This is a genomic window from Paenibacillus sp. FSL R7-0312 (genome assembly GCF_038004445.1).
In the GTDB taxonomy this organism is placed as follows: Bacteria; Bacillota; Bacilli; order Paenibacillales; family Paenibacillaceae; genus Paenibacillus_AQ.
This window is the reverse complement of the sequence record NZ_JBBORE010000001.1, coordinates 599,504-614,578: the sequence shown is the minus strand read 5'-3', so window position 1 is coordinate 614,578 and position 15,075 is coordinate 599,504. Positions and strand designations below refer to the sequence as shown.

Genomic DNA, 15,075 nt, shown 5'->3' with positions numbered 1-15,075 from the left:
CTTCTATTTCTCGCTGAAACGGTACCGTCCTTATAAAAGGACGGCAAAGCCGTTTCTACTTGTTATAGAAATGTACAGGTTTCACTGGAGAATCCCTCATAGGGTGGCTGCAGCTGGGGGGAACTCTGCTTTACCCTTTTCTTCATCCAGTATTTAGATTATATTGTTGAAGAGGTGATAAACGTTGTCCGGCTTACTTACGAGAGCTTACAAGTCCTGCATGAACAATCCCTGGCCGTACCTTTTGTTTCTACTGGGGGCAATCGTTCGTATCATATACATAAATTCAATTCCTCCGGGACTGAACCAGGACGAAGCATCTATCGGCTATGATGCTTACGCCATTCTTCACTACGGGATGGACCGCAATGGTGTACATCTGCCCGTTCATCTTATCGCCTGGGGCAGCGGACAGAATGCGCTGTATGCCTACTTGTCCATGCCGTTTATTCTGCTGTTCGGCCTGACGCCGCTGTCTGTGCGGGCACTCAGTCTGGTCATGGGCTTGCTGGCCATGATTTTCTTCTACCTGATTATGAAACGGCTGTCCGCCTCATCCGGAGCAGGAATCGCAGCCATGTTCTTTATTGCGATTAATCCCTGGCATATTATGATGTCAAGGTGGGCGCTGGAATCGAATCTGTTTCCTACGATGATTTTGATAGCTGTGTACCTTCTGCTAAGATCCTTCGACAATCCGAGATGGTTTTATGCGTTTGCCGGCATGCTGGCCCTCTCGCTGTATGCCTATGGAACAGCTTACTTTTTTGTCCCGTTATTTGCACTTGGTACGGCAATTCTTCTATTGTATAGCAAGATGCTTAAGCTCCGGACTCTTGTGTGGAACAGCCTGCTGTTTGCAGCAATGGCCCTACCTATACTATTATTTATTGTTATTAACCGTTACGCTATGCCGGACATAGCCACTCCATTGTTCACTATTCCCAGGCTTACGATGCCGCGTGTGGAGGAGATCTCATCCGTGTTCAGCGGACAGCTGGGGAGGGCAGCTGCGGATAACTTCAGTGCATTCAGCAAGCTTATGCTTAGCGGGACTGACGGCTTGCCATGGAATTCAATTTCTCCTTATGGCTATGCGTACCCGATCGCGCTGCCCTTTGCGTTGCTGGGACTGGTTGTCCTTATACATTCATGGTGGACCAGGCGGCGGGAGAACGCAGGGTATGGAATCTTGCTGCTCTGGTTCCTGATTGCCGTGCTGATGGCGTTTATTACAAGTGTAAATATCAACCGGATCAATATTATTTTCTATCCGTTCATCATGCTGGTAAGCGCCGGATTTGTGTGGCTTGCGGGGAGAGTCAAGGGGGCTGCTGTACTGGCCGCTGCAGTGTTTACAATATTTTTTGTCCTGTTCTCCAATGATTATTTCCGTGAGTTCCCCGGCCGGATCGGGCCGGCTTTTTATGATTCTTTCGGCGAGGCGGTGCAGTATGCTTCCGAACACAGCCCGGGAGAAATCTATATTACCAATAATGTGAATATGCCATACATTTATGTGCTGTTCTATGAGCGGATCAATCCGCAGGACTTCCAGAATTCCGTCGTTTACGCCAATCCGGGAGAAGCTTTCCAGCGTGTATCCTCCTTTGGGAGATACAGATTTGACGATTTGAACATGGTGCCTGCCAATGCCGCATATATCTTTGGGAATAGCTCTCCGCTTCCTGCGGCAAGTGCAGCATATACAGTTAAGCGTTTCGCCAACTACAGTGTAATGCTTACTAATGACAAAGCGGACAGGCTTCCGGTAGCTCCGGAGAATCCCGCTGCTGAATTTAGGAATGGGGGGTTTGAAGAAGGAACTTCGGGCTGGACATTCACTGCGGGAACGGGAGTGGCTGATAATAAGCCTTACGCCGGAACTAGGCTGGCTTATCTTGATGCGGGAGCTGACAAAAGCGTGTCGCAGGTTTTTGCCGCGGCAGCCGGTGACTACAAGCTGTCCGCCATGGTTAGTGCAGGCGGCAGCGGCGGCGGGAAGATCGGAATCCGTGCAGCCGGCACTTTGCTGGCAGAAGCCGAACTGCAGGCAGGGGAAGATTATCATCAGGTTACACTTCCTGTGGTCGCGCTGGAGCAGGGGATGCAGGCAGAAGTTTACATAACCGGCGGTAACGGCTGGATTAACATTGACGAGGTGAGGGTGGAACGATGACCAAGAATACACGTGCGGCGGCAACCGTTATACTGATGCTCTTATTATTTATTCTTCCTGTAACAAACGTTTATGCTGAGGGGAATTTACTGCAGAATCCGGGTTTTGAGGATGGGGAGGACGGTGCTCCAGCCGGCTGGAGCAAAGATATGTGGATCCCGGGCGATGCCTCCGGTCTGCTGTCCGTTCAGTCCGAGGATGTTCACTCCGGCAGCAAAGCGGCAGTCATTGAGAACCTTGAACCCAATCACCTGAAGTGGGTACAGACGGTTGCCGTCTCGCCGGACAGCTACTATAAGATCTCGGGTTATGTCAAAATAGTCAGTACAGCAGGCGGGGGAATGGGTGCTAATATATTCCCAGTCGGGATTGGCGGCGGTTATCCCGCCACCCAGGATACAGCTGGCGATTGGCAGTATCTCGAGTTCATCGGCCAGACCGGCAAAGAGCAGACCGAGATCGGGATAGGTGCTGCCCTGGGCGGATATGCCAACCTGATTCAGGGCAAGGCCTATTTCGATGATCTGTCCGTAGAACAGCTGGATACAGCCCCGGAAGGCGTGAGCATTGTATCGCTGGACAGCGGTGCACCGGCGGCCGGGGCGGATGCGGGCGGCGGGAGCCAGCCGGCAGAAACACCGCATAAGGTGTCACCTGCCAAGCTGCTGCTGATATCGGCAGTGTTCAGTGTGTTCTTTGCTCTTTTATATCACAGAGCCTTCAGCAGTAAACGCCTGCTGAACCAGCAGGACGTGATCTATACACGCTGGCTGTATGTCTTGTTTGGTGTAGCGTTTATTCTGCGGATCTGGATTGGCCTGACTGCGCAGGGCTATCAGAATGATATGAATACATTCATGGCTTGGAGCCATCGTCTGACTGATCTTGGTCCGGGCAAATTCTATGAAGAAGGCTATTTCGCGGATTACCCCCCAGGCTACTTGTATGTGCTGTACCTGCTGAGTCTGCTCCGAGGATTGTTTAGCTTTGCGGGCGGATCAGGCGCAGAGACTGTGCTGTATAAGCTGCCGGCCATCATCTCCGACCTCGTGCTTGGCTGGATCATCTACAAAGGCGCGCGCACCAAGATCGGACCCGGACTTGCGATCGGGCTGATGATGCTGTTCCTGTTTAACCCGGCAGTGCTGATGGACTCTGCAGCGTGGGGACAAGCAGACTCCTTCTTCCTTATCTTCCTGCTGCTCAGCATAATGGGAGTAGTGGATAGAACCTTTGTACGCGCAGCAATCTTTTTCGCCATTGCCACACTGATCAAACCGCAGGCGCTGATTTTCACACCGGTCCTGCTCTTTGCCTTCTATCATCACCGTGCCTGGAAGCAGCTTGCTCTGGGCGCTGTCTATGGACTGGGAATATTTGCTCTGCTCGCAGCCCCATTCTTCTGGAATAACGGTGGTTTTGCCGGAGTGATTGAATTATATAAGAGCACTTTATCTTCTTATCCGTATTCTACGGTTAATGCATTCAATCTTTATGCTTTGACGGATCCGATGTGGTCAGCGCTTGATGTCACCTGGCTCGGCATACCTTACCGCATATGGGGCTTTATCTTCATACTTGTAGCAGTAGCTCTTGCTGCTTATTATTCCTTCAATACCAAGGACCGTAAGGATCTATCTAAATCGTATTTCCTCGGCATGGTGCTGATCACGGTTGTCTTTGTATTTGGTACCAAAATGCATGAACGCTACCTGTATCCTGTTCTGCTACTGTCTCTATTCACCTTCATTGAGAGCAAGGACCGGCGTTTCCTGACGCTGTTTCTCGGATTCTCACTGACTCAATATATTAATGTAGGCTATACGCTGGCCTATCTCAATACCGGCAGCAATCCGCCGACAGACGGAATTGTCCTGGTTACAGCGATTACGACCGTAGTTCTGGCATTATATCTGCTGTATGTTGGGTACGATGTATATATCCGCAAAGCAACAAAGCTCCTGCCAGAGCCTGTTACTACGCAGGCTGCATTTGAAGCAGATGTGCGGCTTGCAGAGGGGATTCAGCCCCTTGCCAAGCAAGAACGGCGTTCCTCGCTGAAGCTGCAGCGCAGAGACTGGATCTGGATGATCGCCATAACGGTGCTCTATGGAGCGCTTGCGCTTTATCATCTGGGGGACAATAAGTCGCCTGAAACCCTGTGGGAGCCTGCCGCCAGCGGCGAGAGCTTCTATGTGGATCTGGGGCAGGCCCACCAGCTGGAGCGGGTAAATATCTTCGGCGGTGTCGGCACGGGCAAGTTTCAGCTGGAGTTCAGCCAGACTCCGGATAATTGGAGCAGCCCGCTGGATGTGAGCGAGGATGTCGGCAATGTCTTCATATGGAAAAGCCAGCCGCTGAACGTATCGGCAAGATACGTCAAGCTGACAGTCACCTCTCCGGGCTTCACCCTGAATGAAGTGGCGTTCTATGGCCAGGAGGCACCGAAGACGCCTCTGCCGATTGCCGGAGTTACACCGGATGCCGCTGCTGCCGCCAAAAGAGGGGAACCAGCCCATCTGTTCGATGAGCAGTCCTTGATCCCGGAAAATTCGAATTTCATGAACAGTACGTATTTTGATGAAATCTATCATGCGCGGACGGCTTATGAACATTATCATGATATTGTCCCTTATGAGAATACGCACCCGCCGCTTGGCAAGCTGCTGATCGGTGCCGGCATGGAGCTGTTTGGCGTTAATCCGTTTGGCTGGCGTATCATCGGCACGCTGTTTGGAATTGCTATGCTACCGCTGATCTATATTATGGCGATGCGGCTGTTCCGGAAGACTACGTATGCTGCATTAGCAGCCGGACTGTTCGCCCTGGACTTCATGCATTTCACCCAGACGCGCATCTCGACGATTGATGTATACGGCGTATTCTTCATTATGCTGATGTTCTATTTCATGCAGCGGTATTATACGATGAACTTCTACCGTATGCCGCTGCGCACAACGCTGGTTCCGCTGTTCTGGTCCGGACTGTTCTTCGGAATCGGAGTGGCCTCCAAGTGGATTGTCCTGTACGGAGGGGCAGGACTTGCGGTGATGCTGGCACTGGCGCTGTTTGAGCGGTATAGGGAGTATAAGGCTGCAGGCCGTCTGCTGGCTGAAGGCAAGCTGACCGGTCAGGGGCTCAAAGCGGCCTGCCGGACAGCGGACCAGTCCTTCTGGAAGAACACCATCATCACTTTGGCCAGCTGCATCCTATTCTTTATTGCTATCCCGGTTATCATCTATAGCCTGTCCTTTGTACCGGCGCTCTCTGCTTCGGCGGAAGGCTTCACCATTAAGGGACTGATTGATGCCCAGAAAAATATGTACAACTATCACAGCCAGCTTGTAGCAACGCATCCGTTCGCCTCCTCCTGGTGGGAGTGGCCGTTCATGAAACGTCCGGTCTGGTTCTTCAGCGGCGGTGAAGGATTGCCGGAAGGCAAGGCCAGCAGCATCGTGACCATGGGGAATCCGCTCATCTGGTGGACAGGAATCTTCGCTATGCTGGCAGCCGTGTGGTTTACCGTGAAACGCCGGGACAAGAATCTGTACGTGATCTGGATCGGGTTCTTCTCACAGTATGTTCCGTGGATGCTTGTGCCGCGTGAGACGTTCCTGTACCATTATTTTGCGATGGTGCCGTTTATGATTCTGTCGGTTGTCTATATCCTGAAGCTGCTTGACAGCAGATTCGGCGATGCTAAATACCTGCGGTATGCCTATGTGGCTGCAGCAGCCATCCTGTTTGTAATGTTCTATCCGGTATTATCCGGAATGCAGGTTAATAGCAGTTATATAAATACGGTACTGCGGTGGTTCCCTTCCTGGGTATTCTAGGGGGCACTATTTAATGAGGCACAGATGCTTAAAAAGTCAGTTTTATTGCGGGGGATCTCGTAGAAACTTATAGGAGGAACTAAGGTGAAAGCCAGATACAGTGTGATTGTCCCCATGTTCAATGAGGAGGAAGTCATTCAGGTAACCTATGAGCGGCTCAAAAAAGTAATGGATGGTTGCGGCGATTCCTATGAACTGGTTTTCGTCAATGACGGCAGCCGGGACCGTACGGCGGAGATCATGCGCGAGATCAGCAGCCGGGATGAGCATGTCAAGCTGATCGACTTCTCCCGTAATTTCGGCCACCAGGTGGCGATTACGGCTGGTATGGATTATGCCGAAGGCCAGGCAGTCGTGGTGATTGACGCAGACCTCCAAGATCCTCCTGAGGTTATTCTGCAGATGATTGCGAAGTGGAAAGAGGGCTACGAAGTTGTGTATGCCAAGCGGTTGAAGCGTCACGGGGAGACTTTATTCAAGAAAGTCACCGCTAAGATCTTTTACCGCCTGCTCAGCAGTATGACCAGTGTTGAAATCCCTACCGATACCGGGGACTTCCGGCTGATCGACCGTAAAGTCTGTGATGTGCTGCGCGGTCTGAAGGAGAAGAACCGGTACGTCCGGGGTCTGGTGAGCTGGGTAGGCTTCCGGCAGACCATGGTAGAATATGTGCGGGAGGAGCGCTTTGCCGGGGAAACGAAGTATCCGCTCAAGAAAATGATCCGGTTTGCGCTCGACGGCATCACCTCCTTTTCCCACAAACCGCTCAAAATCGCATCCTATATCGGATTCTTTCTGTCCTTTTCCAGCTTCATCTATCTGTTCCTGGTATTGTTCCAAAAAATCTTTACCTCCTGGACCGTACCCGGATGGGCATCTATAGTTGGCGTGAACCTGCTCTTCAATGGGATTGTGCTGATGCTGCTGGGGGTAATTGGAGAGTATATCGGACGGATCTATGATGAGTCGAAGGACAGACCGCTCTATATTGTGCGTGAGACCAAAGGCTATCCGGATGCGGAAATAGAAGACACGCGGAAGGAAAGCGATTATGCCAGATAAGAGATGGAGTGCGGGGTTCATCCAGTTCCTGAAATTCAATGCGGTAGGCCTGCTGAATACATTGGTTGACTTTGCTGTATTCACACTGCTGCATTCCCTTGGGATGATCAATACCCCTGCGCAGATTATTTCCTATAGCGCCGGTACGGCCAACAGCTTCTTCTGGAACAAAAAGGTAACCTTCCGTGACAGGGACATCGGCAATAAAGAGGGCTTCGACCGGATGCAGCTGGTCAGGTTTATCGTGCTGAACCTGTTGGTGCTGGTTATATCGGTGCTGCTGATTCATATATTGACCGATTCTCTCGGTATTCAAGTGCTGATCGCCAAAGTGCTGGTCACATTTGTTACGGTAATCATTAATTTCTTCGGAAGCCGGAAGTGGGTATTCTGAAAATATATGAATTTATATGCTTGCTGCTATAAATTACCTTCTATTTCTCGCTGAAACGGTACCGTCCTTAAAAAGGACGGTAAAGTCGTTTCTACTTGTTATATAGAAGCATTGCTTCTTAATTATTCCGGAAGGGTATCATCTATTCTATATTACGGAGGCGATTGTCATGCGGAAATTATCCTATTTGATTATACTTGCCGGGGTGCTAATTATGCTCTATCCCAAAGGAAGCGAATGGTACAATGACCGTCAGCAGCAAAAGCTGCTGGAAGAGGCTGAACAGGCCTACAGTGAAATCGTTCCGTCTGCCTCAGCTCCGGCCAGTGCTGATCTAAGTAAGCCTTACGCGGAAGTAACCCAGCTGCTGGCAGATGAGTCGGCTGCGGAAGAGCCTGAACCCTCTGCAGCGCCTGAGATTGAAGTCGGAGGCAAGGTGATGGCGATTATCAAAATCGACAAAATAGATCTGAAGCTGCCTGTACTGGAAGGCGCCACCAAGGCGAATATGAAGCATGCAGCTGCGCATATGAAGGAGACGGCTCCGCTCGGCGCTACTGGCAATGCTGCGATTGCAGCGCATAGATCAAGAACTACGGGAAGGCTGTTCAATAGATTGAATGAAGTCGGAGTGGGGGACGCTATTTCCGTTACAACCGGTAAGCAGGAATACAATTATGTAGTTTATGATGTAACTATTGTGGAACCGACCGATGTATCCGTATTGAAAGGGAATGAGGATGACAAGATTCTTACACTCATTACTTGTGATCCGCTGGTGAATCCAACGCATAGACTTATCATTCACGCAAAGTTATCCTGATGTTTGTAGAATGATGACGGAAAAATTTAAAATACTTAAAATTTTTATTTGTTTTCGCAGAAATCTAGTGATTTAGGTCTTGATAATAGAAATAGATATGGTAAGATATAACTATATAAAGCTAATACACGATAAACGGCAAACCTATCGAAAGGTAGGGACGCAAAGCTAAAGGGCCTTCCCGTAAGGATGGCAGCCAGCTACCGAATGAAGAGGCTTTTTTTGTTTGTTCTTATTGTATATCTAGCATTTTATGGTAGAAGCAAGGACAGATAAAGCTTATACGATAACGGCAAACCTATCGAAAGGTAGGGACGCAAAGCTAAAGGGCCTTCCCGTAAGGATGGCAGCCAGCTACCGAAAGGGGTTTTATCCAATGAAGAAGTTCTATCTAATGTTGGTTACACTATTCGTAGTGGTTACGTCGATGCAGACAGGTACAGCTCAAGCTGCTAATGCAGATGCAGGCTGGTTGAACATAGGTCAACTGGATCAGGGTGTTATCGGAGTATCTTATAATGTTCCTAAGGATAAGAAGATTAAGCTGATGATCACCAAAGACAATAACAGCTACACTTACAACTTGTACACCTCCAAACCAACTGAAACATTCCCGCTGCAACAAGGTAACGGTTCATACAAGGTTTCCGTACTTGAGAACACTACCGGCAACAAATACAAAGTAATTTCTTCCGAGACGGTAGATCTTAGCCTGAGCAACGCCAACGCAGTATATCTGAGCTCCGTACAGAATGTTAAATGGAGTTCTTCCGATAAAGCAGTTCTGAAAGCAGCACAACTTACACAAGGTTTGACATCAGATGAAGACAAAGTGAAGGCTATCTATAATTATATCGTTGCCAATGTGAAGTATGATTATTCCCTGGCTTCCAGTGTAACTACAGATTACATCCCTAACAACGACAGTACTCTTGTTTCCAAGAAAGGAATCTGCTACGACTACGCTTCCTTATTCGCTACTATGCTTCGCAGTGAAGGTATTCCTACCAAACTGGTTATGGGTAACACAAGCTATGTGACGTCTTACCACGCTTGGAATGAAGTGTTCCTTAATGGCAAATGGGTAACTATTGATACTACAGTTGATGCTGGACTTGCCAAGAACAGCAAAACAGCAGATCTGGTTAAAGTAGCAAGTAAATATACTGCAGCTAAGTTCTACTAAGAGCAGATGCATTTATAGTTTCATTGAGGATAACCCGCTTAATTATTAAGCGGGTTATTTTTATTTAGGAAAGGGTTGCTTTTTAGTAGAGAGATAGGGTATTATAAGTAAGCGTTGTTGGAGCGGCAAACTTAATGAGAAATGACTTAAATAAGTGATTTCAAAATAAAGCTTGCATTACTCGGATGAACGTGATATATTATAAGAGTTGCTGGTGACGCGGTAGTCGTCGTTGACAACAAGCTTGATCTTTGAAAACTGAACAACGAGTGAGTGGGAGATCGCTTCGGCGAGATCCAAAAATGATGAGTTTCACAGCGTCTTGTACGCTTTAGAAACTTCATCGTGAGAATGAAAATTCTCGTCAGATGTTTCAAAATGAGCAATCGCTCTTTCTAAATACAATTTGGAGAGTTTGATCCTGGCTCAGGACGAACGCTGGCGGCATGCCTAATACATGCAAGTCGAGCGGAGTTCATTTGAAAGCTTGCTTTCAAATGAACTTAGCGGCGGACGGGTGAGTAACACGTAGGCAACCTGCCCTCAAGACTGGGATAACTACCGGAAACGGTAGCTAATACCGGATAATTTCTTTCCTCTCCTGAAGAGAGAATGAAAGGCGGAGCAATCTGCCACTTGGGGATGGGCCTGCGGCGCATTAGCTAGTTGGTGGGGTAACGGCTCACCAAGGCGACGATGCGTAGCCGACCTGAGAGGGTGAACGGCCACACTGGGACTGAGACACGGCCCAGACTCCTACGGGAGGCAGCAGTAGGGAATCTTCCGCAATGGGCGAAAGCCTGACGGAGCAATGCCGCGTGAGTGATGAAGGTTTTCGGATCGTAAAGCTCTGTTGCCAGGGAAGAACGTCCGGTAGAGTAACTGCTACCGGAGTGACGGTACCTGAGAAGAAAGCCCCGGCTAACTACGTGCCAGCAGCCGCGGTAATACGTAGGGGGCAAGCGTTGTCCGGAATTATTGGGCGTAAAGCGCGCGCAGGCGGTCATTTAAGTCTGGTGTTTAAACCTTGGGCTCAACCTGGGGTCGCACTGGAAACTGGGTGACTTGAGTACAGAAGAGGAAAGTGGAATTCCACGTGTAGCGGTGAAATGCGTAGATATGTGGAGGAACACCAGTGGCGAAGGCGACTTTCTGGGCTGTAACTGACGCTGAGGCGCGAAAGCGTGGGGAGCAAACAGGATTAGATACCCTGGTAGTCCACGCCGTAAACGATGAGTGCTAGGTGTTAGGGGTTTCGATACCCTTGGTGCCGAAGTTAACACAGTAAGCACTCCGCCTGGGGAGTACGGTCGCAAGACTGAAACTCAAAGGAATTGACGGGGACCCGCACAAGCAGTGGAGTATGTGGTTTAATTCGAAGCAACGCGAAGAACCTTACCAGGTCTTGACATCCCGATGAAAGCATTAGAGATAGTGCCCCTCTTCGGAGCATCGGAGACAGGTGGTGCATGGTTGTCGTCAGCTCGTGTCGTGAGATGTTGGGTTAAGTCCCGCAACGAGCGCAACCCTTGACTTTAGTTGCCAGCAGGTAAGGCTGGGCACTCTAGAGTGACTGCCGGTGACAAACCGGAGGAAGGTGGGGATGACGTCAAATCATCATGCCCCTTATGACCTGGGCTACACACGTACTACAATGGCCGGTACAACGGGAAGCGAAACCGCGAGGTGGAGCCAATCCCAGCAAAGCCGGTCTCAGTTCGGATTGCAGGCTGCAACTCGCCTGCATGAAGTCGGAATTGCTAGTAATCGCGGATCAGCATGCCGCGGTGAATACGTTCCCGGGTCTTGTACACACCGCCCGTCACACCACGAGAGTTTACAACACCCGAAGTCGGTGGGGTAACCCGCAAGGGAGCCAGCCGCCGAAGGTGGGGTAGATGATTGGGGTGAAGTCGTAACAAGGTAGCCGTATCGGAAGGTGCGGCTGGATCACCTCCTTTCTATGGAGAATCGTTTCCTGCAACGGAAACATTCAAATCGGAAGCTAAAGCTTCCACAACGAACCTTAGGGTTCAAACACTCACTCGTTGGTCAGTTTTGAGAGTTTAAGCTCTCATCTTTAAACGGTCTGAATTTTCGAACATCACAGTCGTGATTGTCCCGAAATTTCAGCACCTTGATCCTTGAAAACTGGATACCGAAACGAATTTGCGTTTTAGAACATCTTTTAGCTGAAACTTGTGTAAGCAAGTTGAAATAGTTATTAGTCATGCTGAGCGATGGTTTTGGATTATGAGCGACTTTTGGCTTTAAACAGACTAGCGGACGGATTCATCCGGAAGCGCTGTTTAAAACAAGATGAGCGAATGAGCCAATACCGGAGCGATTGGTTAAGCTAATAAGAGCACACGGAGGATGCCTAGGCGCCAGGAGCCGACGAAGGACGTGGCGAACAACGAAACTGCCTCGGGGAGCTGTAAGCAAGCTTTGATCCGGGGGTGTCCGAATGGGGAAACCCAGCTGTGGTAATTCGCAGTTACTCGTATCTGAATACATAGGATACGCAGAGGCAGACCAGGGGAACTGAAACATCTAAGTACCCTGAGGAAGAGAAAACAATAGTGATTCCGTCAGTAGCGGCGAGCGAACGCGGAACAGCCTAAACCAAGGGGCTTGCCCCTTGGGGTTGTGGGACGTCTCACATGGAGTTACAAAGGAATATGGTAGGTGAAGAGGTCTGGAAAGGCCCGCGATAGAGGTAAAAGCCCTGTAGCCTAAACTGTGTTCTCTCCGAGACGGATCCCGAGTAGTGCGGGGCACGTGAAACCCCGTATGAATCCAGCAGGACCATCTGCTAAGGCTAAATACTACCTGGCGACCGATAGTGAAACAGTACCGTGAGGGAAAGGTGAAAAGCACCCCGGAAGGGGAGTGAAATAGAACCTGAAACCGTGTGCTTACAAAAAGTCAGAGCCCTATTACTGGGTGATGGCGTGCCTTTTGTAGAATGAACCGGCGAGTTACGTTTAACATGCAAGGTTAAGTCGAGAAGACGGAGCCGCAGCGAAAGCGAGTCTGAATAGGGCGAATGAGTATGTGGACGTAGACCCGAAACCGTGTGATCTACCCCTGTCCAGGGTGAAGGTGCGGTAACACGCACTGGAGGCCCGAACCCACGCATGTTGAAAAATGCGGGGATGAGGTGGGGGTAGCGGAGAAATTCCAATCGAACTCGGAGATAGCTGGTTCTCCCCGAAATAGCTTTAGGGCTAGCCTCGGTGAATGGAGTGGTGGAGGTAGAGCACTGATTGGGTGCGGGGCCCGCAAGGGTTACCAAGCTCAGTCAAACTCCGAATGCCATTAACTTCTTGCCGGGAGTCAGACAGTGAGTGCTAAGATCCATTGTCAAAAGGGAAACAGCCCAGACCATCAGCTAAGGTCCCCAAGTGTGTGTTAAGTGGGAAAGGATGTGGAGTTGCACAGACAACCAGGATGTTGGCTTAGAAGCAGCCACCATTGAAAGAGTGCGTAATAGCTCACTGGTCGAGTGACTCTGCGCCGAAAATGTAACGGGGCTAAACACACCACCGAAGCTATGGCTAGATACTTTGTATCTGGGGTAGGGGAGCGTTGTATGTGGGTTGAAGGTGTACCGTAAGGAGCGCTGGACAGCATACAAGTGAGAATGCCGGTATGAGTAACGAAAAGATCAGTGAGAATCTGATCCGCCGAAAGCCCAAGGTTTCCTGAGGAAGGCTCGTCCGCTCAGGGTAAGTCGGGACCTAAGGCGAGGCCGAAAGGCGTAGTCGAAGGACAACAGTTTGAAATTACTGTACCACCGTAATCCGCTATGAGCGATGGGGTGACGCAGGAGGGTAGTGACGCGGACTGATGGATGTGTCCGTCTAAGCAGTGAGGCTGATGTGTAGGCAAATCCGCACATCAATAAGGCTGGGCTGTGATGGGGAGCGAAAATTGTAGTAGCGAAGGTCATGATCTCACACTGCCAAGAAAAGCCTCTAGCCAGGAGAAGGTGCCCGTACCGCAAACCGACACAGGTAGGCGAGAAGAGAATTCTAAGGCGCGCGGAAGAACTCTCGTTAAGGAACTCGGCAAAATGACCTCGTAACTTCGGGAGAAGAGGTGCCTCGGTAGGGTGAATAGCCCGAGGGGGCCGCAGTGAAAAGGCCCAAGCGACTGTTTAGCAAAAACACAGGTCTGTGCGAAGCCGCAAGGCGAAGTATACGGGCTGACGCCTGCCCGGTGCTGGAAGGTTAAGGGGAGTGGTTAGGGGTTAAACCCGAAGCTGTGAACCGAAGCCCCAGTAAACGGCGGCCGTAACTATAACGGTCCTAAGGTAGCGAAATTCCTTGTCAGGTAAATTCTGACCCGCACGAATGGCGTAACGACTTGGGCGCTGTCTCAACGAGAGATCCGGTGAAATTTTAATACCTGTGAAGATGCAGGTTACCCGCGACAAGACGGAAAGACCCCATGGAGCTTTACTGCAGCTTGATATTGAATTTGGGTACGATCTGTACAGGATAGGTGGGAGCCGTTGAGGCAGGAGCGCAAGCTTCTGCGGAGGCGCCGTTGGGATACCACCCTGATCGTATCTAGGTTCTAACCTAGTACCCTAAGCGGGTACGGGGACCGTGTCAGGCGGGCAGTTTGACTGGGGCGGTCGCCTCCTAAAGAGTAACGGAGGCGTTCAAAGGTTCCCTCAGAATGGTTGGAAATCATTCGCAGAGTGCAAAGGCATAAGGGAGCTTGACTGCGAGACCTACAAGTCGAGCAGGGACGAAAGTCGGACTTAGTGATCCGGTGGTACCGCATGGAAGGGCCATCGCTCAACGGATAAAAGCTACCCTGGGGATAACAGGCTTATCTCCCCCAAGAGTCCACATCGACGGGGAGGTTTGGCACCTCGATGTCGGCTCATCGCATCCTGGGGCTGAAGTAGGTCCCAAGGGTTGGGCTGTTCGCCCATTAAAGCGGTACGCGAGCTGGGTTCAGAACGTCGTGAGACAGTTCGGTCCCTATCTGTCGTGGGCGCAGGAAATTTGAGAGGAGCTGTCCTTAGTACGAGAGGACCGGGATGGACGTACCGCTGGTGCATCAGTTGTTCCGCCAGGAGCATGGCTGAGTAGCTACGTACGGACGGGATAAGCGCTGAAAGCATCTAAGCGTGAAGCCCCCCTCAAGATGAGATTTCCCAACTAGTAAGACCCCTTGAAGACGACGAGGTAGATAGGTTGGAGGTGGAAGTGCAGCAATGCATGGAGCTGACCAATACTAATCGGTCGAGGGCTTATCCAAATTTCTTAGAGCGCAGATTCGTTTCGGATTCAGTTTTCAGGCGATCAAGCCTGTACGCCATGAAATTCATTCACACATCCGTGATGAACCGAATTTCAAGCGGCAGCGTCTGTTTCACAGACGCATGTTTGGTGGCGATAGCGGAGGGGTTCCACGCGTACCCATCCCGAACACGACCGTTAAGCCCTCCAGCGCCGATGGTACTTGGACCGAAGGGTCCTGGGAGAGTAGGACGCCGCCAAGCACATGAAGCCATTGTTGAGCAATCGACAATGGCTTTTTTGTGTCCTATAGAGAATAGTATTACAATTACTT

General features: G+C 50.3%; 6 protein-coding genes, 3 rRNA genes and 2 riboswitches. All 9 genes read left to right on the top strand.

Annotated elements, in window-relative coordinates:
* Nucleotides 1-220 precede the first annotated feature (220 nt).
* The 9 genes from MKX70_RS02555 to rrf all read left to right on the top strand — a co-directional run bounded on the left by MKX70_RS02555 (nucleotide 221) and on the right by rrf (nucleotide 15,004).
* The gene (locus tag MKX70_RS02555) at nucleotides 221-2,179 is read left to right on the top strand and encodes a hypothetical protein (RefSeq protein WP_340781075.1); all 1,959 of its coding nucleotides are present in this window, start codon (nucleotides 221-223) and stop codon (nucleotides 2,177-2,179) included.
* Entirely contained in the window at nucleotides 2,176-6,015 is a 3,840-nt protein-coding gene (locus MKX70_RS02550; protein WP_340839522.1) for a phospholipid carrier-dependent glycosyltransferase, read from the top strand. The genes MKX70_RS02555 and MKX70_RS02550 overlap by 4 nt, the downstream gene beginning before the upstream one ends.
* Nucleotides 6,016-6,099: 84 nt before the next feature.
* Nucleotides 6,100-7,077 (top strand): glycosyltransferase family 2 protein, encoded by a 978-nt coding sequence (locus MKX70_RS02545; RefSeq protein ID WP_081956361.1) that lies wholly within the window; start codon nucleotides 6,100-6,102, stop codon nucleotides 7,075-7,077.
* The gene (locus MKX70_RS02540) at nucleotides 7,067-7,471 is read left to right on the top strand and encodes a GtrA family protein (protein WP_042232404.1); all 405 of its coding nucleotides are present in this window, start codon (nucleotides 7,067-7,069) and stop codon (nucleotides 7,469-7,471) included. Before MKX70_RS02545 ends, MKX70_RS02540 begins: the two co-directional genes overlap by 11 nt.
* A 169-nt stretch (nucleotides 7,472-7,640) precedes the next feature.
* A complete protein-coding gene (locus tag MKX70_RS02535) occupies nucleotides 7,641-8,294 on the top strand; it encodes a class D sortase (RefSeq protein ID WP_042232406.1) in 654 nt (217 codons plus the stop codon).
* A gap of 127 nt (nucleotides 8,295-8,421) precedes the next feature.
* Nucleotides 8,422-8,502, top strand: a riboswitch (cyclic di-GMP riboswitch).
* A gap of 73 nt (nucleotides 8,503-8,575) precedes the next feature.
* A riboswitch (cyclic di-GMP riboswitch) is annotated at nucleotides 8,576-8,656 on the top strand.
* A 32-nt stretch (nucleotides 8,657-8,688) separates the two neighbouring features.
* A complete protein-coding gene (locus MKX70_RS02530; protein WP_231637763.1) occupies nucleotides 8,689-9,480 on the top strand; it encodes a transglutaminase-like domain-containing protein in 792 nt (263 codons plus the stop codon).
* A 403-nt stretch (nucleotides 9,481-9,883) separates the two neighbouring features.
* A 16S ribosomal RNA gene (locus MKX70_RS02525) occupies nucleotides 9,884-11,441 on the top strand.
* A 388-nt stretch (nucleotides 11,442-11,829) separates the two neighbouring features.
* A 23S ribosomal RNA gene (locus MKX70_RS02520) occupies nucleotides 11,830-14,760 on the top strand.
* 127 nt (nucleotides 14,761-14,887) lie between these two features.
* Nucleotides 14,888-15,004: ribosomal RNA gene (gene rrf, locus MKX70_RS02515) — 5S ribosomal RNA — on the top strand.
* Together the 16S, 23S and 5S rRNA genes form the textbook arrangement of a ribosomal RNA operon.
* Nucleotides 15,005-15,075 lie beyond the last annotated feature (71 nt).

Coding starts and splice junctions, on each gene's coding strand:
- MKX70_RS02555 (WP_340781075.1), top strand. CDS start 221: ATGAACAATCCCTGGCCGTACCTTTTGTTTCTACTGGGGGCAATCGTT.
- MKX70_RS02550 (WP_340839522.1), top strand. CDS start 2,176: ATGACCAAGAATACACGTGCGGCGGCAACCGTTATACTGATGCTCTTA.
- MKX70_RS02540 (WP_042232404.1), top strand. CDS start 7,067: ATGCCAGATAAGAGATGGAGTGCGGGGTTCATCCAGTTCCTGAAATTC.
- MKX70_RS02535 (WP_042232406.1), top strand. CDS start 7,641: ATGCGGAAATTATCCTATTTGATTATACTTGCCGGGGTGCTAATTATG.
- MKX70_RS02530 (WP_231637763.1), top strand. CDS start 8,689: ATGTTGGTTACACTATTCGTAGTGGTTACGTCGATGCAGACAGGTACA.